24 protein-coding genes are annotated in these 22,160 nt (G+C 44.9%); 10 read left to right on the forward strand and 14 right to left on the reverse strand.

Annotated elements, in window-relative coordinates:
* Positions 1-201 precede the first annotated feature (201 nt).
* Positions 202-639: a DUF3010 family protein gene (locus tag LG368_RS12595; RefSeq protein ID WP_226755083.1), complete on the forward strand. Its 438-nt coding sequence runs from the start codon at positions 202-204 to the stop codon at positions 637-639.
* A gap of 12 nt (positions 640-651) precedes the next feature.
* On the opposite strand, the gene LG368_RS12600 is transcribed toward LG368_RS12595, so the two are convergent.
* Together LG368_RS12600 and LG368_RS12605 are read right to left on the reverse strand one after the other, a co-directional pair.
* Positions 652-978, reverse strand: coding sequence for a hypothetical protein (locus LG368_RS12600; protein WP_226755084.1), 327 nt, complete (start codon positions 976-978; stop codon positions 652-654).
* 135 nt (positions 979-1,113) lie between these two features.
* Positions 1,114-2,091, reverse strand: coding sequence for a DMT family transporter (locus LG368_RS12605; RefSeq protein ID WP_338086326.1), 978 nt, complete (start codon positions 2,089-2,091; stop codon positions 1,114-1,116).
* A gap of 46 nt (positions 2,092-2,137) precedes the next feature.
* Between LG368_RS12605 and LG368_RS12610 the strand changes: the two genes are divergently transcribed.
* The 3 genes from LG368_RS12610 (at position 2,138) to LG368_RS12620 (ending at position 6,154) form a co-directional block, all read left to right on the forward strand.
* Positions 2,138-2,971 (forward strand): HAD-IIB family hydrolase, encoded by an 834-nt coding sequence (locus LG368_RS12610; protein WP_226755085.1) that lies wholly within the window; start codon positions 2,138-2,140, stop codon positions 2,969-2,971.
* 86 nt (positions 2,972-3,057) lie between these two features.
* Positions 3,058-4,284 (forward strand): glycosyltransferase family protein, encoded by a 1,227-nt coding sequence (locus LG368_RS12615; RefSeq protein ID WP_226755086.1) that lies wholly within the window; start codon positions 3,058-3,060, stop codon positions 4,282-4,284.
* Between the two features lie 109 nt (positions 4,285-4,393).
* Positions 4,394-6,154: an alpha-amylase family glycosyl hydrolase gene (locus LG368_RS12620; RefSeq protein ID WP_226755087.1), complete on the forward strand. Its 1,761-nt coding sequence runs from the start codon at positions 4,394-4,396 to the stop codon at positions 6,152-6,154.
* Between the two features lie 71 nt (positions 6,155-6,225).
* Here the strand turns inward: LG368_RS12620 and LG368_RS12625 are convergent, their stop codons facing one another.
* Both LG368_RS12625 and LG368_RS12630 read right to left on the reverse strand, forming a co-directional pair.
* A complete protein-coding gene (locus LG368_RS12625) occupies positions 6,226-6,558 on the reverse strand; it encodes a DMT family transporter (RefSeq protein WP_420827968.1) in 333 nt (110 codons plus the stop codon).
* A gap of 72 nt (positions 6,559-6,630) precedes the next feature.
* Positions 6,631-8,499, reverse strand: coding sequence for an ABC transporter ATP-binding protein (locus LG368_RS12630; RefSeq protein ID WP_226755089.1), 1,869 nt, complete (start codon positions 8,497-8,499; stop codon positions 6,631-6,633).
* Positions 8,500-8,716: 217 nt separating this feature from the next.
* Between LG368_RS12630 and LG368_RS12635 the strand changes: the two genes are divergently transcribed.
* The 4 genes from LG368_RS12635 to LG368_RS12650 all read left to right on the forward strand — a co-directional run bounded on the left by LG368_RS12635 (position 8,717) and on the right by LG368_RS12650 (position 11,579).
* Positions 8,717-9,910, forward strand: coding sequence for a Bcr/CflA family multidrug efflux MFS transporter (locus LG368_RS12635; RefSeq protein WP_226755090.1), 1,194 nt, complete (start codon positions 8,717-8,719; stop codon positions 9,908-9,910).
* A gap of 14 nt (positions 9,911-9,924) precedes the next feature.
* Positions 9,925-10,278: a HopJ type III effector protein gene (locus tag LG368_RS12640; RefSeq protein ID WP_226755091.1), complete on the forward strand. Its 354-nt coding sequence runs from the start codon at positions 9,925-9,927 to the stop codon at positions 10,276-10,278.
* A gap of 209 nt (positions 10,279-10,487) precedes the next feature.
* A complete protein-coding gene (locus tag LG368_RS12645) occupies positions 10,488-11,309 on the forward strand; it encodes an HAD family hydrolase (RefSeq protein ID WP_226755092.1) in 822 nt (273 codons plus the stop codon).
* A 105-nt stretch (positions 11,310-11,414) separates the two neighbouring features.
* Complete coding sequence (locus LG368_RS12650; RefSeq protein ID WP_226755093.1) at positions 11,415-11,579, forward strand: hypothetical protein; 165 nt, start codon at positions 11,415-11,417, stop codon at positions 11,577-11,579.
* An 82-nt stretch (positions 11,580-11,661) separates the two neighbouring features.
* On the opposite strand, the gene LG368_RS12655 is transcribed toward LG368_RS12650, so the two are convergent.
* Positions 11,662-13,158 (reverse strand): TyrR/PhhR family helix-turn-helix DNA-binding protein, encoded by a 1,497-nt coding sequence (locus LG368_RS12655; protein ID WP_226755094.1) that lies wholly within the window; start codon positions 13,156-13,158, stop codon positions 11,662-11,664.
* Entirely contained in the window at positions 13,130-14,443 is a 1,314-nt protein-coding gene (locus LG368_RS12660; protein ID WP_226755095.1) for an ROK family transcriptional regulator, read from the reverse strand. Before LG368_RS12660 ends, LG368_RS12655 begins: the two co-directional genes overlap by 29 nt.
* Before the next feature lie 274 nt (positions 14,444-14,717).
* On the opposite strand from LG368_RS12660, the gene LG368_RS12665 reads away from it, so the two are divergent.
* Positions 14,718-15,671 (forward strand): LysR family transcriptional regulator, encoded by a 954-nt coding sequence (locus LG368_RS12665; RefSeq protein ID WP_226755096.1) that lies wholly within the window; start codon positions 14,718-14,720, stop codon positions 15,669-15,671.
* Between the two features lie 112 nt (positions 15,672-15,783).
* Here LG368_RS12665 and can read toward each other — a convergent pair whose 3' ends face one another.
* The 4 genes from can to LG368_RS12685 all read right to left on the reverse strand — a co-directional run bounded on the left by can (position 15,784) and on the right by LG368_RS12685 (position 18,603).
* Complete coding sequence (can, locus tag LG368_RS12670; protein ID WP_226755097.1) at positions 15,784-16,416, reverse strand: carbonate dehydratase; 633 nt, start codon at positions 16,414-16,416, stop codon at positions 15,784-15,786.
* Positions 16,409-17,263: a putative RNA methyltransferase gene (locus tag LG368_RS12675; RefSeq protein ID WP_226755098.1), complete on the reverse strand. Its 855-nt coding sequence runs from the start codon at positions 17,261-17,263 to the stop codon at positions 16,409-16,411. The genes can and LG368_RS12675 overlap by 8 nt, the downstream gene beginning before the upstream one ends.
* A gap of 126 nt (positions 17,264-17,389) precedes the next feature.
* Positions 17,390-18,265 carry a DUF1853 family protein gene (locus LG368_RS12680; RefSeq protein WP_226755099.1) on the reverse strand — a complete coding sequence of 292 codons (876 nt, stop codon included), beginning with the start codon at positions 18,263-18,265 and terminating at the stop codon, positions 17,390-17,392.
* On the reverse strand, positions 18,262-18,603 hold the full coding sequence (locus LG368_RS12685) for a YqcC family protein (protein ID WP_226755100.1): 342 nt from the start codon (positions 18,601-18,603) through the stop codon (positions 18,262-18,264). The genes LG368_RS12680 and LG368_RS12685 overlap by 4 nt, the downstream gene beginning before the upstream one ends.
* Positions 18,604-18,701: 98 nt before the next feature.
* Here LG368_RS12685 and LG368_RS12690 point away from each other — a divergent pair, with 98 nt between their 5' ends.
* The gene (locus LG368_RS12690; protein WP_226755101.1) at positions 18,702-19,778 is read left to right on the forward strand and encodes a DUF3549 family protein; all 1,077 of its coding nucleotides are present in this window, start codon (positions 18,702-18,704) and stop codon (positions 19,776-19,778) included.
* 79 nt (positions 19,779-19,857) lie between these two features.
* On the opposite strand, the gene LG368_RS12695 is transcribed toward LG368_RS12690, so the two are convergent.
* The 4 genes from LG368_RS12695 to LG368_RS12710 all read right to left on the reverse strand — a co-directional run bounded on the left by LG368_RS12695 (position 19,858) and on the right by LG368_RS12710 (position 22,157).
* Complete coding sequence (locus tag LG368_RS12695; RefSeq protein ID WP_226755102.1) at positions 19,858-20,118, reverse strand: formyltetrahydrofolate deformylase; 261 nt, start codon at positions 20,116-20,118, stop codon at positions 19,858-19,860.
* Positions 20,119-20,199: 81 nt separating this feature from the next.
* Positions 20,200-21,075, reverse strand: a complete 876-nt coding sequence (locus LG368_RS12700) for a metal ABC transporter permease (RefSeq protein WP_226755103.1) — start codon at positions 21,073-21,075, stop codon at positions 20,200-20,202.
* On the reverse strand, positions 21,075-21,956 hold the full coding sequence (locus LG368_RS12705) for a metal ABC transporter permease (RefSeq protein ID WP_226755104.1): 882 nt from the start codon (positions 21,954-21,956) through the stop codon (positions 21,075-21,077). Before LG368_RS12705 ends, LG368_RS12700 begins: the two co-directional genes overlap by 1 nt.
* A gap of 99 nt (positions 21,957-22,055) precedes the next feature.
* Positions 22,056-22,157, reverse strand: coding sequence for a transposase domain-containing protein (locus tag LG368_RS12710; protein ID WP_338086327.1), 102 nt, complete (start codon positions 22,155-22,157; stop codon positions 22,056-22,058).
* Positions 22,158-22,160 lie beyond the last annotated feature (3 nt).

Consider the following 22,160-nt stretch of genomic DNA (forward strand, 5'->3'; position numbering starts at 1 on the left):
TTATTTTGCTATCTTATAATATCTGCCCAAAAAACAAGAGCATTCACATTCAAAAAAGTGTAATACACCACACTCTTTGGTTTTCACCTTAGATATGACTTGCCATGTTTTCTTCCCATAGTCTTTTTTACTCTGCGAGATTGTCGCCTCTTGTGCCATAATGCGCTAAACACTTATTTAAGACATTGTTAGGACACCGTTATGATCACTTGTGGTATTGAAATAAAAGGCAGCGAGGTTATTTTATGTTTGCTGTCCAAACAAGATGGCCTATTTCAAATCGCTGATTGCCGTCAGACTCGGCACACTCTCAGCCATTCAGACAGCGCAGAAAGTATGCGTAAATTCCAGTTTATGCTAAAGAAATTATTCGAAGATTATAAAGTAGAACGCGTCGCTATTCGTGAGCGCCCCACTAAGGGAAAATTTGCTGGCGCCTCGGTGGGCTTTAAAATAGAAGCGGCTATTCAACTTATTGACACAGTCCAAGTTGATTTATTCAGCGGTGCCAAAACCAAAGAAATCTTGCAACACAACCCCATGCCGATCCCGTTTAAAGCAACCGGTTTGCGAGCGTTTCAAGAAGGGGCTTTTACCGTGGCCTACGTTGCTTTGTCAGAACGCACGATAGAAGCGTAAAAATTTGAAGGGTTAAACAAGCGGACCAAAAGACAAATTAAACGCTTCACCATCTGAATCAAAACCCATGATTTGATCTTTTAAGCGTTTAATTTGGTAACAACGGTTATCGATCTGAGTTTGGTAGGTTTCACTGTTATAAGTATATCGTAAGCTTAATAGGCTTTTATCGTCCGACAGTACGTATCCCTCAAAAATGTTCTTCGCACCTTCGCAGTCAGTAAAAATAATCCCACGCCCTTCGGATTGATCGACCATTTCGTCAATCATCGTCATCACGCTACGAAGCACTTGATCAATACTTGTGTCGGATGAGGTGTTGCTAGAAAATGTAGCCATTGAAATCAATTTTCTAATAACTGTCTTCACACTCATACTCTGTCCTTTTCGTTTAAAAATACGTGCTTCTCATTGTGTCATAATTAAACACATACTCTGTCAGAAATGTCGCACGCCTTCAAAAACGCACCAAAATCAAGCATTTTTAGAAGGTCGCTTTTTCCCTAAAATCACCAACATGACGCCCCCCAACACAGCCGATGTTGCAATCACTAGGTGTAAGGTTATGGATTCATTGGCAAATATAACGCCACCTATCGTGGCGATCACAGGCACTAATAGCTGCAAAACCGCCGATAATGAAGCACTAAGATATGGCAGTACCGCATACCACAATGCGTAGCCTAATCCTGACATTAAGGCGCCTGAAACCAGTGCATACCCAACCCCTTCCATTTGCATAGAGGTCGTTTTATTGATGCTCACCACCAGCAACACAAGGCCTAACATGGGTAGCGTACGAACAAAATTTGACGTAGTCGCAAAAAGCGGCTTTGTCGATCGTTTTCCTCGCCAGGTATATAACCCCCACGCGACACCCGCGACACTCATTAAGATGAACCCCACTAATGACGGTGACGATAAGGTTGGCAACACAAGATACGCAAAGCCCATAAAGGCAATCACTAACCCAAGCCATTCCAGCCCAGCTAGCTTCTGCCCAGCCAACATCGTCAATACAATTAAAGTCAGCTGTACCGCCCCAAACAGTATCAAGGCGCCCACTCCCGTTTCCAGTGTGACATAGGCATAGGAAAAGCCGGTTGCATAAACAAACAGCGCTATGGCGGACAACCAACTGCCCTCTGACCACACCTTTTCAATACCGTCAGTGCGGCTTGTTAAAGACTGTAACCCACAAAGCAGCCCTAACGTAAACGCACCACTCAATAAGCGCACTACAGTGAAACTGGCAGGATCAATCAAACCATCCGATAAGGCCAACCGACACAACACGGAATTGGCCGCAAAGGCCAATAAAGCCAATGCAATCAGCGAGCACAACCGCAGCAAATTTGTCATCAATCTGTTTTGTCGCCCAGTTAACCTTAGACGCAACCTTCTTTTAATGGGCGCGTACTTTTGCGCACTGGCACCAGATTTGCAAGTCATTCAATAACGTCCAGCGTATTTTCAATGGACCCAAACAGGAATCAAGATGACCACACTGTTAATCTATACCGATTTAGATGGTACTTTATTAGATCATCATACCTACCGTTTCCAGCCGGCGCAGGCCAGTTTGCAGTCTTTAAAAGCCTTTTCAATCCCTTGTATTATCAACACCAGCAAAACCTTTGCCGAACTCATCACATTACGACAGGCCTTACACCACCAAGACCCTTTTGTCGTTGAAAACGGCTCAGCGGTATATCTTCCTAAATCTCTTTCCATTGAGCCTCTTTTTATTGAAAAAGAAGCGCTAGAAGATTGCGGAGACTATTGGCGCAAAGCGTTTGGCCCAACTCGGGCACGTTTAATTGAGCTTACCCAAGACAAACAAGCGCACTACGCTTTCACACGCTTCAGTAACATGACCCAGCAAGATCTGATGACTCTAACCGGTCTTGACAGCAAAAGCGCCGAACAAGCCATGCAAAGAGAATTTACCGAGCCCATGGTGTGGGCTGACTCCAACCTCGCGCTCAACACGTTACGGGAAGCACTCGCGCCCTTTGATGTGCAAATTCAAAAAGGCGGACGCTTTGCACATCTGATGGGTAAGGCCTGCGACAAGGCGAATGCAATGCGTTGGTTAACGTCGTTTTACAAACAGAAAGATCACGTTGCCATCACGACCGTTGCCCTTGGTGACGGCGAAAATGACGTAGGCATGCTGAGCGAAGCGGACATTCCTGTGGTGGTTCGCTCACCCGTCCATGACGCACCAAGCATACCCAATCGAAGCGATGCTTGGCTAACCGATGGCTATGGCCCTGAAGGCTGGGCGCAAGCAATCAACAGCCTGTTGACCAAGCGAGGCCTCTTATAAAAGAAACCCTCTTTACGAAGAGGCGCTAACAACACTGTTTACACACTGACCACTGTATTTTTATAACAATATTTAGGAGTGCTATTATGGGCGATTTTCATCAAAACGGTATCATCACCACCCTTCACAACCTGGCCAACCGCCCGCTAGAAGAAATGGAAAAAGAGCTGACTGAATTTGCCAAGGTACGTCCTATGTCGCTTATTCTTCCCTGCCTGTATTCTGAATTAGAAACAGACGCCATGCCCAATATTCTTGAGCATTTGAAAAAAGTCCCTTACTTGTCAGAAATCATCATCGGGCTTGACCGTGCGACAGAAGAACAGTACCGACACGCTTTGGATTTTTTCAGCGTATTACCGCAAAACGTCAAGGTGCTTTGGAACGACGGCCCTCGTTTGCGTGCGATCGACAGCGTTCTTAAGGGCGAACAACTTTCTCCTTCCGACCCAGGCAAAGGCCGTAACGTCTGGTTTTGCATGGGCTATAACTTAGCAGCGGGTAAAGCCGAATCCATCGCCATGCATGACTGTGACATAGTGACCTATGACCGTGAACTGCTTGCACGCTTGATTTACCCTGTGGCCAACCCCAATTTTAACTACGAATTTTGCAAAGGCTTTTACGCCCGTGCGGCAAACGGAAAAATGAATGGTCGCGTTAGCCGTTTATTAGTAACGCCCTTACTGTGTTCATTGAACAAAGTCTTTGGTCATTTGGATTACATTGATTACTTAGACAGCTATCGCTACCCATTAGCAGGTGAATTTTCTTTTCGCCGCGATGTGATGACAGACTTACGCATTCCCAGCGATTGGGGCTTAGAAATTGGCGTGTTAAGTGAAATGTACCGCAACTACTCAAAAAACCGCCTATGTCAGGTCGACATTGCCGATATTTATGACCACAAACATCAAGACTTGTCTGCCGATAATGACGATGGTGGCTTATCGAAAATGTCCATCGACATCACCAAGGCCATTTTCAGAAAACTGGCAACAAACGGCACTATTTTCAACCAAGAAACCTTCCGCACCATCAAGGCCACCTACTATCGAGTGGCACTGGATTTCATCGAAGCATACCGTAACGATGCAGAAATCAATGGCTTAAAACTCGATGTACACACGGAAGAGCAAGCCGTTGAACTGTTTGCCAGTAACATTATGAAAGCCGGCAACCAATACCTTGAAAACCCAATGGAAACGCCTTTTATTCCAAGTTGGAACCGCGTCGTCAGCGCCTTCCCAGGGGTCATGGAACAACTGGCCGACGCCGTAGACGCGGATATGGCTGAATTCAGTACTCAATAAGCATGACTCGACATGATGCGAGTGCAAGCGTGGTGCAAGGCAGTAGCGGAGAAATCTTCCCTTACGACATTGTCACTTTTCACTGATCAAAAAAGACAGGTAGATAACTATGGAAAACGCCCCTTTGTCTCATTTAGAACCTAGGTTAATTGCGCATTTACAGACCATTTATCCCCAGCTAAATAGCAAAGAACTGGCCGACCAATGCCTTGCCACCTTTCACCTTGACCCTGCAACCGAGTCACCACGGCCCCATAAAAGCTTATGGGACCAGGGTGATATTATGCTGATCACCTACGCAGACACACTGCGTCGGGAAGGAGAAGCGCCATTAGAGACCTTGCATCAGTTTGCTAAAACCAGCTTATCGGACGCCATTTCTGCCGTTCACTTGCTGCCCTTTTTCCCGTACAGCTCCGACGATGGCTTTAGTGTGATGGATTATACGACGGTCAATCCGTCATCTGGAAAATGGAGCCATGTGACCCAGTTAGCACAAGACTTCAAAGTCATGGGCGACCTGGTCATCAATCACTGTTCCAGTCGCAGTATGTGGTTTGAAAACTTTAAAGCGGGCACCCACCCTGGGGCCAACTTTTTTTATGAAGCCGACCCAACGCTGGATTTGAGTGCGGTGGTTCGACCCAGAACGTCCCCCCTGCTTAGGGAAGTGCAAACTAAGCATGGTGAAAAACACGTCTGGTGTACCTTCAGCCATGATCAGGTGGATTTGAACTTTGAAAGGCCTGAAGTTTTGCTGGAGTTTTTACGCATCATTCGCTTATATCTTGAAAAAGGTATCCGTTGGTTTCGCCTTGATGCTGTAGCTTTTTTATGGAAGATCCCAGGCACCAGCTGCATTAACCTGCCACAAACACACGAGATCATTCGTCTACTTCGTTTGCTCATTGAACACTATGCGCCCGAGTCCGTAATCATCACCGAAACCAACATTCCTAACCAAGAAAACCTGACCTATTTTGGGAATGCCAACGAAGCCCACTTGATTTACAACTTTTCCTTGCCCCCTTTGCTGATCAATAGCTTGGTCACCGGCAATTGCAGCCATTTGAAACAATGGCTGATGAGCATGCCACCCGCCCAACAAGGGACAACCTATCTTAATTTTCTTGCATCACACGACGGTATCGGCCTGCGTCCGACCGAAGGGCTGTTGAGCGAATGGGAATTAGACACCCTGATCAACACCATGAAACGTTTTGGCGGTAAAATCAGCTCACGCACCACGCCACAAGGTGAAGCCAAACCGTATGAAATTAATATCAGCCTGTGGAATGCCCTCTCAGGGTCGGCTCAGCAGGGACCTGATCAATGGCAATTTGCTCGCTTCTTATGTGCAGCTGGCGTGATGATGTCTCTTGAGGGGGTACCCGCGTTTTATATTCACAGTTTATTTGGTACAGAAAACGACCTAGAACGCGTGGAGAACACAGGGCAATTCCGCTCAATCAATCGCCATATTTGGGATATGGAAGATTTGGAACACGCATTGAACACCCCAACTCACCATCAGAAAGTGTTTCAAAGTGTCACCAAACTAACCAAAGTCCGTCGCGCTCAACCGGCCTTTCATCCCAATGCTACGCAATATGTTTTACACATGGGGGAAAACTTGTTCGCGTTTTGGCGTCAAAGCATTGATCGCCGACAAAGCCTTTTCGCTGTGTACAATATGACAGACCAGCCTCAGAGTTTTAATTTATCTGAATTGAACTTAATCGCCACAGACACTTGGACAGATCTCGTGTCTGAACAAGTGTACGAAGATCACCTTGGTAAAGTGACCCTAATGCCCTACCAATTTGTCTGGCTGGCCAATAAAAAAGGTCGAATTACCCAGACAAAGTAAATCAATAATCTATGGGTCATTAAAACCTAGGAGCACTAAAACCAAGAGTCACTGAAATCTAGGCATGGGTTTTAGTGGCTCACTGTTTTAGAAAACACATTAATAACCACCACGCCTAACACGATCAACGACATGCCCAAACAAGCCGCAAAGTCCAGTTTTTCGTTAGCAAAAAAGTAGCCAAACAAAGAAACCAGCACCACGCCTAACCCAGCCCAAATGGCGTAAGCCATGCCCGTCGGCATTGATCGCATAACAATGGTCAATAGGTAAAATGAAAACACATACCCCACCACAACAATCAAGCTCGGACCAAGCTTACTAAACGAGTCCGACGCTTTTAAGGCCGAGGTCGCAATGACTTCAGACACAATCGCCAGCAACAAAATCACATAGGTCATTATTTGACTCACCTTGACTCTTAGTTAATCTGTTATTTTCACAAGCGGCTTTTACAAGTGACGCTTACCACTCACCTAAGAAGACGCTTTAGGAGAGTCTATCTGTAGTTGAATATCTTCCGCTAAAAAACCACCGGTTTGATGTGCCCACAACGCGGCATAAATGCCTTTGTGATTAAGCAATTCCTCATGACTTCCTTGCTCAACAATGCACCCCTTATCCAATACGATCAGCCTGTCCATGGCGGCAATCGTTGATAATCGATGGGCAATGGCAATGACGGTTTTACCTTGCATTAGCTGGTAAAGACTTTCTTGAATGGCCGCTTCCACTTCAGAATCTAAGGCAGAAGTCGCTTCGTCCAGAATCAGCAGTGGCGCGTCTTTTAACAGCACCCGAGCGATGGCGATACGTTGGCGCTGTCCACCAGATAATTTGATACCGCGTTCACCAACCATGGCATCATAGCCACGGTTACCAAAAGGATCGGTCAACGTTTGGATGAACTCATGCGCTTCTGCCTGTTTGGCGGCGGCAATCATTTCCGCCTCTGATGCGTCGGGGCGACCATACAGAAGGTTTTCACGCACAGTACGATGCAATAAAGAGGTATCCTGTGTCACCATGCCTATTTGAGCGCGTAAAGAATCTTGCTTTACGGATTGAATCGCTTGCCCGTCAATCCGAATCTCCCCCGATTCAATGTCATGAAAACGCATCAATAGATTCACGATGGTGGATTTGCCGGCACCGGAGCGCCCCACCAGCCCCACCTTTTCACCAGGTTTTATGGCAAGATTGAGGTTCTCAATCACCTTGTCATCCCGCTTACCGTAGTGAAAATTAACGGCATCGTATTCAATCATGCCATGGGGCACAGACAAGTTTTTTGCTTCGGCTTGATCTTCAATCTCCACCGGACGAGACAAGGTTTTCATACCGTCATTGACCATGCCGATATTTTCAAACAGCATACTGATTTCCCACATAATCCACTGGGACATGCCATTTAATCGCAACGCCAAACTCACTGCGATGGCAATCGCCCCTACACTGATCACGCTGTCGCTCCACAACCAAATCGATAACGCCGCAATCGCAAAGGCCAAGATATAATTGCAGGTTTGTACTCCCACGTTTAACTTGGTCACCAAACGCATTTGTACATAGACAGTTTGTAAGAAACCGTCCATGCCCTCTTTGGCGTATTCTGCTTCGCGCTGGTGATGAGAGAACAACTTAACAGTAGAGATATTACTGTAGCTATCGACAATACGTCCCGTCATGGTGGAACGGGCGTCCGCCTGTGAAGCCGATATCTTTTTCAACTTGGGCACAAAATACATTTGCAGTAACACATAACACAGTAGCCACACCAACATGGGGATCATCAGGCGATAGTCTGCCTTCGCGATAAGCACCACCATGGAAATAAAGTACACACTGATGTACACCAAGACATCCAACAGTTTCATCACGGTTTCACGCACGGCCAAGGAGGTTTGCATCACCTTAGTTGAAATACGCCCCGCAAACTCATCCTGAAAAAACGACATACTTTGACGCAAAATATAACGATGGGACAACCAGCGAATGCGCATGGGGTAATTCCCCAGCAACGTTTGATGGATAATGGCCGAATGTGCAAAAGTAATCAGTGGCATAGCCACCAGAATCATAAAAGACATCCACAATAAATGAGTGCCTTCCTCAGCAAAAAAGGTCTCTGGGTCTTTGTTAATTAACCAGTCAACGAGTTTCCCCATAAAGCTGAACAAAACGACCTCTAAAATCGCAATGCTGGCCGTCAATATGGACATTAACACTAAGGGAACTTCAACGCCTTTTGAGAAATATCGACAAAACGCATACAAGGTTTTTGGTGCCTGTGCTGTCTCCGTTTCTGGATAGGCCGATATCCATTTTTCAAAAAAACGTAACATAGTTTTCCTTTTAACAATAAAGGGCTGAGAAAGAGAAGCGAGATTGAACCACGTTCATTCATTGAAAACCACAAGGACACGATAAACATTCAGGGTCACGTTGCGGTGCGAAAATAGCTTTACTTGCTGTTTGCACAATTAAACTGCCGGTTCACAAACAAAGCCACTATAATGTACTTTATTCTTTATACGTTAACCCACCGACCTAAGTTGCTTTATGACTCTTTCTTTGCCCATTATTTTGGTTCTTGGTCTTCTTGCTGGGTTAACGCCTTTCGCTATTGATGCTTATTTACCCAGTATTCCAACGATTGCAAACAGCCTAAATACAGACATCAGTTTGATTCAGCTCACATTGAGTATTTACCTATTGGTGTTTGCCTTGTTTCAGCTGGTATTTGGTCCTATTTCTGACGCCATAGGCCGTCGCAAAGTTGTGGTGGGAGGGCTAATCATTTTCTCATTAGGCAGCTTCCTTTGTGCGCTTTCACAACACTATGAAACCTTACTCATCGGTCGTGCCATACAAGCGTTTGGCGGTGCTGCAGTCGCTGTGTGTGTGCCTGCATTGGTCAAAGACGGCATGTCCATTAATCAGTTTGCTAAAACCATGTCGTTGGTGATGCTCGTCATGGCGTTAGCGCCTTTGGCAGCGCCGATTATCGGTGGTGCTATTTTAATCTTGTTTGATTGGCACTATATTTTTGTCTTTCTTGGCCTGTTAGCCTTGGTCGCTGTTGTGTTGTTTTTACGCACCATTCCCGAGACTCTTCCTGTTCATAATAGAACGGCATTTGCTTTAGGCAATGCGCTTCGCAACTATGGCGTATTATTAAAAAATCGTACCGTTATGGGCTACATTGTCGCCTCTGCCTTTTACTTTGGCGGCATGATGAGTTTTATCACTGGCGCTTCTTTTGTCTACATCGAACTGTACGACGTCGATCCAGCTTACTTTGGCTTTTTAGTCGGCATCAACGTGTTGTCTATGATGTTGGCCGCCACAATTAACAGTCGCTATGTCGAAAAGCTGGGCACAGAAGTCTTGTGCAAATACGCCATTTATATTCCCATCACAGCGGCGTTTATAATGATTGTATTGAGCTTTTTTTCACATCCGCCCTTGTGGCTGATTATTTTATCCAGCGTCATGTATATGGGACCCATGGGGATTTTAGGCAGTGGTTTTATGGCAGGCGCACTGAACCACGCTGGCAACCACAATGGCAGTGTGACCGCTTTAGCGGGAACCTCTCGCTTCGCTTTTGGTGCGTTGGGCGGTACAACTATAAGCATATTGCATAATGGCACTTTTGTTCCTATGCTCGGTACCATTGCGATGTGCGGCATTCTTGCTTTTATTATTTTGAAAGTGACGGTACGCTATGCCCAACCAATTGCAAACCCTTGAACATGGAGCTCATTATGTTAAACACTCAAACCCTGATCGAAAAAGTTAACAACACCCCAGATCAGGTACAATTTAAAGAAGTCATCGAAGTCATTGAGTGCGAATACGATTTCACACCCACTGCTTTTACAAATGGCACACAAAACAATGCTATCAACGAAAATAATGGTTCTTGCAAGATTTTTTCGTTGGCGTCAATGCTGCAATTTGACCAGGCTGCGACCCTCAATTTGTTTGGTGATTTTTATCGTGTCGATGTGCTAGAAAACCCAACAGGGGAAGATCATCAGAATATTCGCCAATTTATTGAAAATGGCTGGGAAGGCATTCGCTTCTCTGGCTCGGCTTTGGCTAAAAAAGACGCGTAATTCGTCCCTCTCATATTGTCGTATTTGAATGCGACTGACTGTCTACACACCACGTACCAAGAAAAACACGTCACAGTGAACTGACCCAGTTCACTGTGACGTATCTACACAAAGAGTTCAGCGACTTAATCACACAAGCCTATTGCTCACGCTTGAAGTGTCTGCAGATAAAATGCGATAGTGCTGAGAATGATAATAATGAGGTGATTATGGAATTAGTGGCTTTTGACTTAGACGGCACCTTGCTTAACAGGCATCAACGTCTTTCTGACTATACCCTTGAAACACTGGAACGTTTAAAAGCAGCGGGGGTACATTACACTGTCGCTACTGGAAGAACCCATTTTGCGGCGATGCCCTGTATTCAAGGCCATGATTTTCCTAACTGGCAAATTTTTAAAAATGGCGTTGAATGGTGGGACCCAAGCCAACAGCAGTATCGTCATCGAAATCTATTGTCCCAAAGTCACATCAGTGAACTGTTGTTTTCTTTTGAAGAAAACAACATTACGCCATTTGTGTTTTGTTTAGAGGAAGACGGTTCACACCGTGTGTATCACGCCCCTTTAACAGGAGAGGTCAGTAACCTTCTTGTGAATGAGCTGGGCAGCCATAAAAACATGAGTTTACACACAATAGACTGCTTACCTCAGCATGCAAAAATCACCAACATCAGTGCTATGGGTCATCCTGAAATCATTGACAATATTATTCAGGACAGCAAAAAACATCCGCATTTAACGGCGTATTCCGGTGGCGGTGTTTACAATCCTGATGCATTTTGGCTGGATGTACACCATAGTAATGTATGCAAAGGCTCAGCATTAACGGAACTAAAAGCCGAAATGGGTGCCGAAAAGCTTATTGTATTTGGTGATGGTGACAATGATCTGTCTATGTTTGAGGTTTCTGATGAATCTTTCGCGACAGAAAATGCCATGCCAAATGTAAAAAACGCGGCCAATCATATTATTGGTCACCATGATGAAGACGGCGTCGCTCGATATTTAAGAAAGCGTTACGATTTATAAGTCATATGAGCCTCTTTGTTCATCCTGAATAAGAAGATCAGAAAATTGCCTTTACCCCGTGGTCATAATGGACCATGATGAGAAGAACGAGATTGGAGAAATGCCATGTTTGAACTTTTGCTTTTTATTGCTGCCTGCGCAGCCATTGCTTTCTTGGTAGCCAATATCCAGAAATTAACGGCCACACCAAAGACAAAGCTGCAACCGATTAAGATTGAGCGCGAAGACACACTTCAAAATCGCCTTAATCAGCGCCGTCGTCGCTCTTAATCAGTCGACTTAGCTCACTGGGCTCTTAAAACCAGACAACTCTAAAACCGGACAAAACCAGATAAGATTTTGTCTGGTTTTTTTACGTTTTAATTCCGTAATCCTTCAGTTTATTGGCAATGGCACTGTGGCTCATTCCCACGGCTTTAGCCAATTTTCGAGTGCTTGGGTAATGGGGATACAGGGCTTTCAGTAGATCCGACTCCCATCGCTTCATTGTGCGCTCTAATGAATGCTCCACCAGCTCACCCAGACCATTCTCAACGGTTGTGGGTAGATGTATTTCCTCTGGTTGCCATGGTGTACTCGGTGCCGTCAGCAAAGTTTGTCGACATACATTGTGTAACTGCACAATATTGCCAGGCCACTCATATAAGGCTAATTTCGTCATTGCCCCCTTCGAAAGCAACGGCATAGGCAAACGATGACGCTCAGACTCGGCTTGAAGTATTTGCTGAACAAGCCCTGGTAGATCTTCCGCTCGATCACGCAGGGCGGGCACCGATAAGGTAAGAGATGACAAAGCAAGATACAGTGCTGTTTTGAGTGTTGGGTGCTGACTCAAAGACACTTCATCCAATGACGAAACACTGATCAGGCGTACAGGCGTATCTAGACTGGTTCCAATATTCGACTGTTGAGCAAGATAGCGTATCAGATCTTCTTGAACCGTTTCATCTAGCTGTTCAATGTCTTTGATCACTCTCCAGCCAGGTTGCTGATGCCATTGCGACACTTCCTCTCTGGTGATATCCCGCGCATGACACACGATTAATCGAGCATCTTGCTCTCCTTGACGTTGCTGCCAATATTGAAACAAGGCTTCAATTAGAACGCCCTTGCCTACCCCAACGTCCCCTTGTACCAATAGGGGCAAATCCACCGTCATAAACGCCTTTGCCTTGCGCAAGGTTTCTCTCATCCCATGGCTTTTTATGACAGCGGAGTGAAAGTACGCTTCTAGACGCTGCTCTGCTTCTGGCGCTCGCTTTAAGCTGGCGGTCTGACGATCAAGGCGCGCTTCCGATTTTAAATATAGGACGGTCCCAGCGGTGTTTTTATGACCTTCGTCGTCACTGACAAAAATAGGCTTCATTTCCAGTAACAGCGCTTTACCCTTCACACGAATACGCTTACTTACCCCTTCTTTTGGGTTCGCCCAAGTATCTTTAGTAAAAGGCACACCTTTGATGAAGTGCGATAAAGGCTGATGCAGCAGTGCCTCAACGGAAACGTTTAATTCCTCTGCCGCTAAGGCGGTTACCATCGTAATATGACCTTTTAAATCCACCGAGATTACCCCATCTGGCAAGGCCTCCAGCAAGGTATAAAGGGCATTATGCTCTCGTTCCGAAGGTGTAAACATCACCGTTTTCACATCTTCAACACTGTCTAATCGACGAATATTAGCCAATAAACACTGTAACGTTTCAAACGCAATGTCTGGAAAACCACAGTAGATACAGCGACGCAAGGTATCCACTTCTACCAAACGCATATCAATACCGAGGGGCACAAATAAATCCAACGCCTCTCTGACCATACCGATTCTATCTTCGCACTGTATTTCCAATCTCATGATACTTCCTGACGTCATTGACGAATTGAGTGGATCGGTTGAGTCTCTTCTGCTGAGTCGCCTTATCGCCAGTCACATCAGACCCCAGCGACTTTGAACCCAAAAGTAAAACATCACTCTGTGGCGCAAAGGAGCCATACAATGGCAATACCGCTGCGCCCAATACGCCTGCTGTGTAAGCCGTTTGTGCGACATCAATTGTCGGCAAGGGTAATACACTGTAAGGGGTAAGCTTGGCGCTCATACTGATGATTAGGGTATCCAACACCGGTTTGGGTAGACGCCCACCAATCAGAATGCTGTCTGGATCGTAAAGCGCAATAACCGACAGTAACGCGGGTTGCACTTCACCTGCGACTTCGTCTGACCATTGAGCAACTTTTTCTTTATAAGTCGGCTCATACCATATGACATCATCCGTTGGCCAAGCCAATAAATGGTGCTCTAAAAAACGTTGCAATGAAGACAAAGACAAGGCTTCCAGAATCCATTGACCATGTTTGCCGGTCGCTGTCGGAATCAAGCCAAAACTGCCCGCTTTGCCATGGGCACCAAAGTAACATTCCCCTTTGGCGACAAATGCACCGCCGCACGCTTGGCTGATGAACAGGTAAAAGAAGTCTCGTTGCGATGCGGTTGGCGAAAGCAGCAGTTCACTCGTCGCAGCGGCAACGGCATCATTTTCACAAAAACACACCAGCTGAGTCAGATCGGTTAGCCAAGATTCAAAGGCATCAGACTGCCAATATACCAACGCCGCTTTTAAAGCGATCAAATCAGCGCGTTGTTCGGCGTTGGTCACCAAGGTGTCTAGCCAGTCATCCATGTAATCAGGCCGCGTCAAACCAATCCCGTGTACGTTATGCCAGTTTTCACCAAGCATCGCTTTGACTTCCTCTATTAACTCCGTTGCAATGGCTTTGGCCAACTGCTCTGTTGGAAAAGAAACTTGGCGCTCTAGCAGTAAAATACAGGCTCCTGAAAAATCTAATAAAGCAGCACTGATATGATTGCGGTCAATATTAACCCCCAGCCCATACGCTCCCTCTTTACGAATGCTGAGTTTTATCGAAGGTTGCCCGCGACGACCTTTCACTTTACCGGACACCTGCAGTAACCCCTGCTCAAGTAACGCTGCGGTAATGACAGAAACCGTTTGTGCACTTAACCCCGTGTATTTTGCTATGGACACACGAGAGATGTCAGGGTTCTGTCGAACAAGGTGCAAAATCACCCTTTCGTTATAAATACGACCCTGTTCCGACGTGCTTCCTGTCGACCTCATAGTTACTTACCCTTGCGTTGAATCCGTGTACAGACCACTGTAATTTAATAAACATCATGGATTTAATAGTAACCGATTACGCTTTGGGCATGTTTACAAAATAATACTAAAAATAAGCCGCTTACCTAAAAACAAGCGGCTACGTAATCAAACTCAGGCAAATCGCCTTTGCTTAGTGAATAGGTTCAATGATAACCAAGGGTGAATCATTCTATTCATTAGTAAAATGAAGTATGATGCAGTCCCTTAGGTTAGTAGACGAGCCCCTTACTTTATGCAGTTAGATAAAATAGATCTCAATTTACTACGCTATTTGGACTCTCTTTTGAGAGAACAAAATGTGACTCATGCTGCCAATCAATTAGGCATCACACAACCTGCCATGAGTAACGGTTTACGACGTTTACGAGACCTATTTCACGACCCATTGTTGGTACGCACCAGTGATGGCATGATGCCAACGGCATTGGCCATACAGTTACAGCCCCGTGTGCAAAGTATTCTGCAATCAGTGGATGAAGTGTTACATCTAGGGCAAAATTTTGAAGCGCAATCCAGTTCAAGAGTGTTTCGAATTATGGCCAGCGATTACGCTGAAGCCACGCTTATTCCTCCTTTGATGCAGAAACTTCAAGCAGAAGCCCCTAATGTGATTTTGGATGTCATGAACCCCAGTGATGTCAGTTTTCATGATGTGGAAAAAGGCAAGGTAGACCTTGTCATCAACCGATTTGATGTCTTGCCCCAATCCTTCCATCAAAAGTCGGTTTGGGTCGATCACTTTTCTTGCTTGGTGCCGGCCAATTCAGAGATAGCCAAAAACTTCTCTTTAGACGCCTACCTGTCTTCCCCACATGTCTGGGTAAGCAAAACTGGCTTTGGTGTGGGTGTGGGTATTCAACCTGAGGAAGTACAAAAATTAGGTTGGGTTGACGGTTCTTTGGCGGATTTAGGCTTTAAACGAAACATCCGTTTATTTACACGAAACTACAATGTCGCCATGCGTGCTACTGAGCAACTGGGCTTAATCGCCACACTGCCGTCATTGGCAACGCGCTTAATGAAAGACAATAAAAGTGTTGTGGTATTGCCGCCTCCTTTCGACATTCCCCCAGTTGAGCTCAAGATGTTGTGGAGCCCGCTGTTACAGCATGATCCGGGGCACATATGGCTACGTTCAACCATTGCCGGTTGTGCAAGAACCATCGCTGAGAACAACAACCTGTAAATAACCTCTCTCTAGACAAAAGCGCTAAATAAAAAGCCAAATAGAACGAGCATTCAATGCGTTTTATTTGGCTCGTTGGTCACTTAGAAGTCGTCAGAAATCTTTAAGAACACTACATATTGTTCAATTGCTCAATGGATTCTGATGCGCTCGATACGGTGCGCTCCAAGTCAGTAATCAGTCCGTTTTCAAGGCTGTAACACCAGCCATGCACATGCAGCTCTTGCCCCATTTTCCAAGCGTTTTGAACAATACTGCTGTGGCAAACATTCGCTACTTGCTCTACGACATTGAGTTCACACATACGATCGAGCTGAGCATGTTCATCTGTAATGGCATCAATTTCTTCTCTGTGTAATCGATAGACGTCTTTTATATGACGCAGCCAATTATCAATCATGCCGTGTTCTTCTGCGCCCATCGCCGCCTTGATGCCACCACAACCATAATGACCGACCACCATGATGTGTTTCACTTTCAAAACATCAACCGCAAACTGAATCACTGATAAGCAATTTAAGTCCGTATGCACCACAACATTGGCAATATTGCGGTGAACAAACACTTCGCCCGGTAGCAGATCAACAATTTGATTGGCTGGCACACGGCTATCAGCACAGCCTATCCAAAGATATTCCGGGTATTGCTGGTGGGATAGGGTAGAAAAGAATTCTGGGTTCTCTTCCGTAACTTTCGTTGCCCACTCTTTGTTCTTCTTAAAGAGCTCTTCTAAATGACTAGACATGGTATATTCCCTTTTGTTTTCGATACCAACGGAGCTTTACATCCGCCGTTAACACAATCGAATCAAGTTGCTTTACGGCTTCTCTTCCTTCATAAGAGGCTTTATGAATGTGCGGTGTCATGCTCAATAAGTCCTGGATACTAGCTTGAGAAGATAAGCAGAAGGTGAAGCGTTGTGTGTGCTCTTTGATTAATTCAAACCCTAATACGCCGTCTGAATGAGTTGGTTTGTAGTCGTGAATCGTTGGGTAAAGTAGCTGACGCAATTCGATAAGGTGATCAGCGCCTGACTCGACTAACAGCAGAACACCGTCGTCACTTAATGCGCGTGAAAACTCACTAAACACAGGAAAGCCAAACAGACACAACACCACATCAAAACGGCAATCAGGCACAGGTAAGCTTGCGTTGCTGCCGACAATCCACCCTATTTGTTTACTACGTTTACTGGCGGCTAGTACCGCCCACTTAGAAATGTCTAAGCCAATACTGTCTGCTTGAATGGATTGGTTGGAAAGAGCATCACCGATTTCGTGTAAATAATAACCTTCTCCACAACCGGCATCCAACACGCGTACATGATCAACTAAATGAGGGTCTGGCCAGGATTCAAGTATGGCGTCAACAATAGGGGCATAATGTCCTTGATTCAAAAAACGCTGACGAGCCGCCACCATTTCCTTGCTGTCACCTGGGTCTTTTGAACGTTTGTTTTGCACGGGCAACAGATTCACATAACCTGTTTTAGCAAGATCATAAGTGTGCCCATGCTCACACAGTAACATTCGCCCGTCTTGGCGTAATGGTGCAGCGTCTATGGGACAGGAAAGATTTTCAAGCGTTGACACAACAATCCTACTTTTTATTTATGGGTCTTTATCTTTATCTATAGATACTAAGCCGAGGAGGATACCTTATTCGCCAAAAGTAGAACATCAAAAATCGGCTCAGCGGTCCCTCGTGGGGAGAAATGGTTACCAGCCTTCAGGCACAACAAAAAGCGCTTTTGGTGATGGATTGACCCTATTCAAACCCGTTGTAGGCCATAAACACAGATGCACTGGTCGATCATCGGATAAAAAAGCATGAACACACTCTGCGGCTAAACGCTCTGCACAAAGAAGTGACACCGCTTCTCGACTTGGACTTGCCATCCAGTGAGGCTTTTTCATTTTTGCGTAGTGAGTAAAGTGCTGAGCTAAGCGTGGTAACAACTCTACTCGTATCCAGCCGCCCCTATCAGCTTGTTGCAACCAAGCGTCAATATCCGCTTGCGAATTTAAGGCAGAATATAAACGCCCGAACATGAGTAAATTCCCATCGGCCTTTTGTTTATTGGCAACAGCGTCCAAAATAGCGGCCCCTGGTGGCGTAGTGAACATGGTTAACTGATGCTGACGAGCCCGCGTCACTTTTTTCAGCAAGCTGTCGTTTTTGTTTGGTCCTATCCAATCATGGGGCGCAAGGTCCGGTCGTTCTAAATAAAACTTAATCGCGATTTCAAACTGATGAAAAGTCCCTATCGGTGTTTCCACCAACATATCCACTTCCCCTAGCGTTCTTCCGTCTGCTTGAATCTGTGTGTGCTCTAACCGGATAATGAGGGTCGATAAATGTTCGATTGCAAACGAAAACAAGGTCTCAAAGTAACTGCCCATGAAATGCGATTTGCATTCGGCTAACGCCGTGTAAAGCGGCGCTGGATGGTCACTCAATGTTTGTAATCGCTCAGCAATGTTTTCATGCCAATACGGCGTTAAATCAAAATCACACTCGATATAATGACCTTCCACCAGCCAAATCAGATCGTCAACGACGGAATCCTGCCCGGTTGCCATTGTCATTGTCATTGTGAACTACTTAAGTGCTGATCAATACGATCTAAACAGTACACGATGGCTTGCCTTTGCCCGCTAGGCAAAGACTTAAAGGCTTCTTCAGCCATAGGAGAAATATGGCAGCTGGCCGGTAGATCTTGCCCACAGACTAATATGAGTTTAAATCGGGTGATCATGACAAAACGCAACCACTGTGGGAAAGACATGGTGTCAATACAAAATGGCTCCTGACTTTGTAATGCAATGTCACTGGGAGCGGTGCATTCCCATACACTGGCTTCTTGCATAGCACCCTGTAAATCCGCCAATAAATCTGCCAATGTAGGCTGATCAGAAAAGACTGCTTTCAACCTGATTTCTCCTTTAAAAAACGGTAAGATAGGATTTTTTTATAATCCCATAAGAGCCCAAGCTTGGCTTTTATCGGCAACTGAGCTCATATTTTATCATGAACAAAATTGAATCTCTTTCCGACTTATTCGACATGGTTGAATGTGATGTCAACTATTACGACCTAGGACGCCACATTACCAAAATCACGCCACAGCAAGCCATACAATTTGACCGAAAGCAGCAGGTTTACCCCTTTCCATTTCGTCAGCACGCTTGGCTCGCTTGTTTATTAAAAAAGAAACACCTGAAATCGACTGCGCCTGACACAACAGCCGACACCGTGATTTGGTTTCTAAAGTTACCACTTGATGAGGCAGGTTGTTTGAATCTGGGCACACGCGATCATTTTATCAAAAGCATCGTCGATAAAATTTTGCACAAAGGGGAAGCGAAAGGTTTATCAGAGGCTTTAGAAGACAGCCCTTACGCCTTTAAGCCCGACCAAGAACGCATGGCAAGCTTTCATGCCATTCTAGGAAAAGACCTACGTCAGACGCCTTCTGTTTATTTTCAAGATGTGGTTACACATTTATCATCGGATTTAAGCGCGCAAAATGACGATTGGCAATTATTAGGCTTACAAGGCATCGCTGAACTGGCTGCACGTGTGAATGAAGCCAACTATCAAGAGCTGATCAATAAAGCCCTTCCTGTCGCGGCTAAGCCGGTTGTCAGTGCTTTATGCCACGCTCTAGAGCATGAAAAACTGCCTGAGAGCGTACAAAATGTTCTTATTAAACAGCTACAGACGGAACAAGATGCCTTAATGCAAGCCAGCTATTTACGAGCGCTATCAAGAACCACACTGAACGATACCTTGTTGTTACCTCTTTTTGGTCTCTTAGGCAGCTTGACGGAATGCAAAGAGGAAGACCTTCACAACATTGCCGCTCTCGCCGCTAAATGCCCCCACTGGTTGGGGCAAAATCCTCAGCTTCTGCGCATTATTATGGAAAAACTTGCACACCGCGAAGATGGTTACATTGCGTTTAAACAAATTACGGCAGAGCTCAGCCAGCACTCAGAAACCAAACAGCCTTTGTGGCGTTTGCTACGTAGCGGCCATGCTAGTCCAGCCTTAGCCCAAGCAGTTGGGTATTTGTTCACAGAAACACCAAAATCATTGCAGTAGTTTTATTGCTGCAATGTGCTTTATGCGTGTGATTAAAAAACAAAGCGGCATTCAAACAAACGATTCGTAGCCAGTAAGATCAATGACAAGTGAGCTTACTGCTACTTTTATAACGCATTTGTTTACGGTATTCCATAAACTCATCACTCAGCAGGTAATCCCCTTGCTCTGTGTACTCCAAAGCCCCTCGATTAACCAAAGCCTCTAAGGTTTTCGGCAATACCTTTTGACATCGATGACCTTTCACAAAGTAATACTGATTATCTCGCTCAATCAGTGTAAAACCGGACTCTAAATACCCAATGCATAAATTCTGAGTTGGCGTTAATTTGAGTTTCATAGTATCCCCTCTCATTATCGTCTATTTTTTGAGCGCTCAATTCACTATAGACTATTTTTAGAGCAAAAGAGAAATGTGTTTTTAAAATAGGGCCTCTGAACTGCCTGCTTCTCGATCAATGGAGGAGGCTTTAACGCGACACTTAAAACGGTTGTGAGTAAATATCGTAATAAAAGTCAACGTCATCAACAAAACAATCGTAGGGGCTGGTGCACTGTCTATAATAAAGCTCACATACATACCTAAAACAGCACAACTCGTTCCTATGCAAACTGATAAGGCAAGCATTTTAATAAAACTACGAGTAAGTAAAAACGCGATAGCCCCAGGAGCGATCAACATCGCCACGACCAAAATCATACCAACCGCCTTCAAGGCTCCCACTATTGTCAAAGATAGAATGATCAATAACCCATAATGCAAGAAACTAACCGGCAAACCTATCGCCTTTGCATGTTGTCGGTCGAATATAAAAAGCAATAAATCCTTGCCTTTTAGAGCCATAAAAACAACGACAACAATCGCAATCACGGCACTTTCCTGTATGTCGCGCCAATCTATACCAAGCACATTTCCAAAAAGAATATGATCCAGATGAACCGCAGCTTGTACCTTCACCATTAACACCAGACCCAAGCCAAACATGCCAGAAAATACAACACCCATAAGTGTGTCTTCTTTAACTCGACTATTCTCTTTTAAGAATCCGGTAAACAGAGCACAAAATAGACCCGCGACAAAAGCCCCAACAGAATAAGGTAATGCTAGAATATGCGCCAATACAACACCGGGCAAAACAGAGTGGGAGATCGCATCCCCCATAAGAGACCACCCCTTTAGCACTAGAAAACAAGATAGAACAGCCGTTGGTATAGCAATCAGTACCACCATAATAAAAGCTTGTTTCATAAACTCAAACTTAAAGGGCTCAAATAAAACAGTCACTATTTGATCCATCAATTTACGCCTTCTACTATTTCTTCTCTTCTGGCGTCTCTCACTTTTTTCCTTGCAGCAAAATAACCATATTTAGGGGCAAATAGAAATGCAGTCATAAAAATCATAGTTTGTAATACAACAATAACACCGCCTGTGGCCCCATCAATGTAATAACTTATATAAGCCCCTACAGAAGAAGTAATAGCACCAATCAATACGCTCATAATGATAACTTTTGGAAAGCGATCCGTTAGTAAGTAAGCCGTTGCCCCTGGCGTTACTACCATTGCAATCACTAAAAAAGCACCGACAGTTTGTAGCGCTGCAACAGTGGATGCACTAAGTAAAGTGAAAAAAAGAAGTTTCAATGTATTTGGATTTAACCCTATGCTCCTTGCGTGGTTTTCATCGAAAAAAACTACCATAAGGTCTTTCCATTTCAACAACAAAATAGTTAATGACACTCCACCAATAATAGCCAACTGAACAATATCTGAGGGAGTTATCGCAAGAATATTACCTAACACGATAGTTTGAATATTAACGGCCATAGGATTCAAAGAAACCATAAACAGGCCCAAACCAAAAAAAGACGTAAAAATTAAACCAATCACAGCATCTTCTTTAAGCTTCGTTCGCTGAGTAAGAAACAACATAGAAACAGCCGCCAGCCCACCGGAAAGAAAAGCGCCAAAAGCAAAAGGCAAACCTAACATATAGGCTCCAGCCACCCCCGGTACAATAGAATGGGATAAAGCATCGCCAATCAATGACCAACCTTTTAACATCAAATACGCAGATAAAAAGCCACATACACCACCAACCAGCGCACTAACCCAGATAGCATTTAACATGTAACTATATTGAAAAGGCATGAATAAAAGACTAAATGTATTCATGATTTAGACATAAACTTAGAGCCATCAGACTCGTGATCTCCATATAACACGACAGGTCTTTCATCATCTGTTAAGACGTAAGCGTCAGAGCATCACCACCTAGATAGATCGGACGTTCCATGGCAGCAGGTCATCAAGACTTTCGTTGGTCTGTCGTTTCGGTAATTCTTCGAAGAGTGTCACTAAGTAATCATACGGGATTAG

Origin of the sequence: Marinomonas algarum (genome assembly GCF_020532605.1) — a bacterium.
Classification (GTDB): Bacteria; Pseudomonadota; Gammaproteobacteria; order Pseudomonadales; family Marinomonadaceae; genus Marinomonas; species Marinomonas algarum.

Coding starts and splice junctions, on each gene's coding strand:
- LG368_RS12655 (WP_226755094.1), bottom strand. CDS start 13,158: ATGAGATTGGAAATACAGTGCGAAGATAGAATCGGTATGGTCAGAGAG.
- LG368_RS12665 (WP_226755096.1), top strand. CDS start 14,718: ATGCAGTTAGATAAAATAGATCTCAATTTACTACGCTATTTGGACTCT.
- LG368_RS12700 (WP_226755103.1), bottom strand. CDS start 21,075: ATGGATCAAATAGTGACTGTTTTATTTGAGCCCTTTAAGTTTGAGTTT.
- LG368_RS12620 (WP_226755087.1), top strand. CDS start 4,394: ATGGAAAACGCCCCTTTGTCTCATTTAGAACCTAGGTTAATTGCGCAT.
- LG368_RS12705 (WP_226755104.1), bottom strand. CDS start 21,956: ATGAATACATTTAGTCTTTTATTCATGCCTTTTCAATATAGTTACATG.
- LG368_RS12660 (WP_226755095.1), bottom strand. CDS start 14,443: ATGAGGTCGACAGGAAGCACGTCGGAACAGGGTCGTATTTATAACGAA.
- LG368_RS12605 (WP_338086326.1), bottom strand. CDS start 2,091: ATGACTTGCAAATCTGGTGCCAGTGCGCAAAAGTACGCGCCCATTAAA.
- LG368_RS12600 (WP_226755084.1), bottom strand. CDS start 978: ATGGCTACATTTTCTAGCAACACCTCATCCGACACAAGTATTGATCAA.
- LG368_RS12680 (WP_226755099.1), bottom strand. CDS start 18,265: ATGACAATGACAATGGCAACCGGGCAGGATTCCGTCGTTGACGATCTG.
- LG368_RS12615 (WP_226755086.1), top strand. CDS start 3,058: ATGGGCGATTTTCATCAAAACGGTATCATCACCACCCTTCACAACCTG.
- LG368_RS12595 (WP_226755083.1), top strand. CDS start 202: ATGATCACTTGTGGTATTGAAATAAAAGGCAGCGAGGTTATTTTATGT.
- LG368_RS12610 (WP_226755085.1), top strand. CDS start 2,138: ATGACCACACTGTTAATCTATACCGATTTAGATGGTACTTTATTAGAT.
- LG368_RS12690 (WP_226755101.1), top strand. CDS start 18,702: ATGAACAAAATTGAATCTCTTTCCGACTTATTCGACATGGTTGAATGT.
- LG368_RS12640 (WP_226755091.1), top strand. CDS start 9,925: ATGTTAAACACTCAAACCCTGATCGAAAAAGTTAACAACACCCCAGAT.
- LG368_RS12645 (WP_226755092.1), top strand. CDS start 10,488: ATGGAATTAGTGGCTTTTGACTTAGACGGCACCTTGCTTAACAGGCAT.
- LG368_RS12630 (WP_226755089.1), bottom strand. CDS start 8,499: ATGTTACGTTTTTTTGAAAAATGGATATCGGCCTATCCAGAAACGGAG.
- LG368_RS12635 (WP_226755090.1), top strand. CDS start 8,717: ATGACTCTTTCTTTGCCCATTATTTTGGTTCTTGGTCTTCTTGCTGGG.
- LG368_RS12695 (WP_226755102.1), bottom strand. CDS start 20,118: ATGAAACTCAAATTAACGCCAACTCAGAATTTATGCATTGGGTATTTA.
- LG368_RS12650 (WP_226755093.1), top strand. CDS start 11,415: ATGTTTGAACTTTTGCTTTTTATTGCTGCCTGCGCAGCCATTGCTTTC.
- can (WP_226755097.1), bottom strand. CDS start 16,416: ATGTCTAGTCATTTAGAAGAGCTCTTTAAGAAGAACAAAGAGTGGGCA.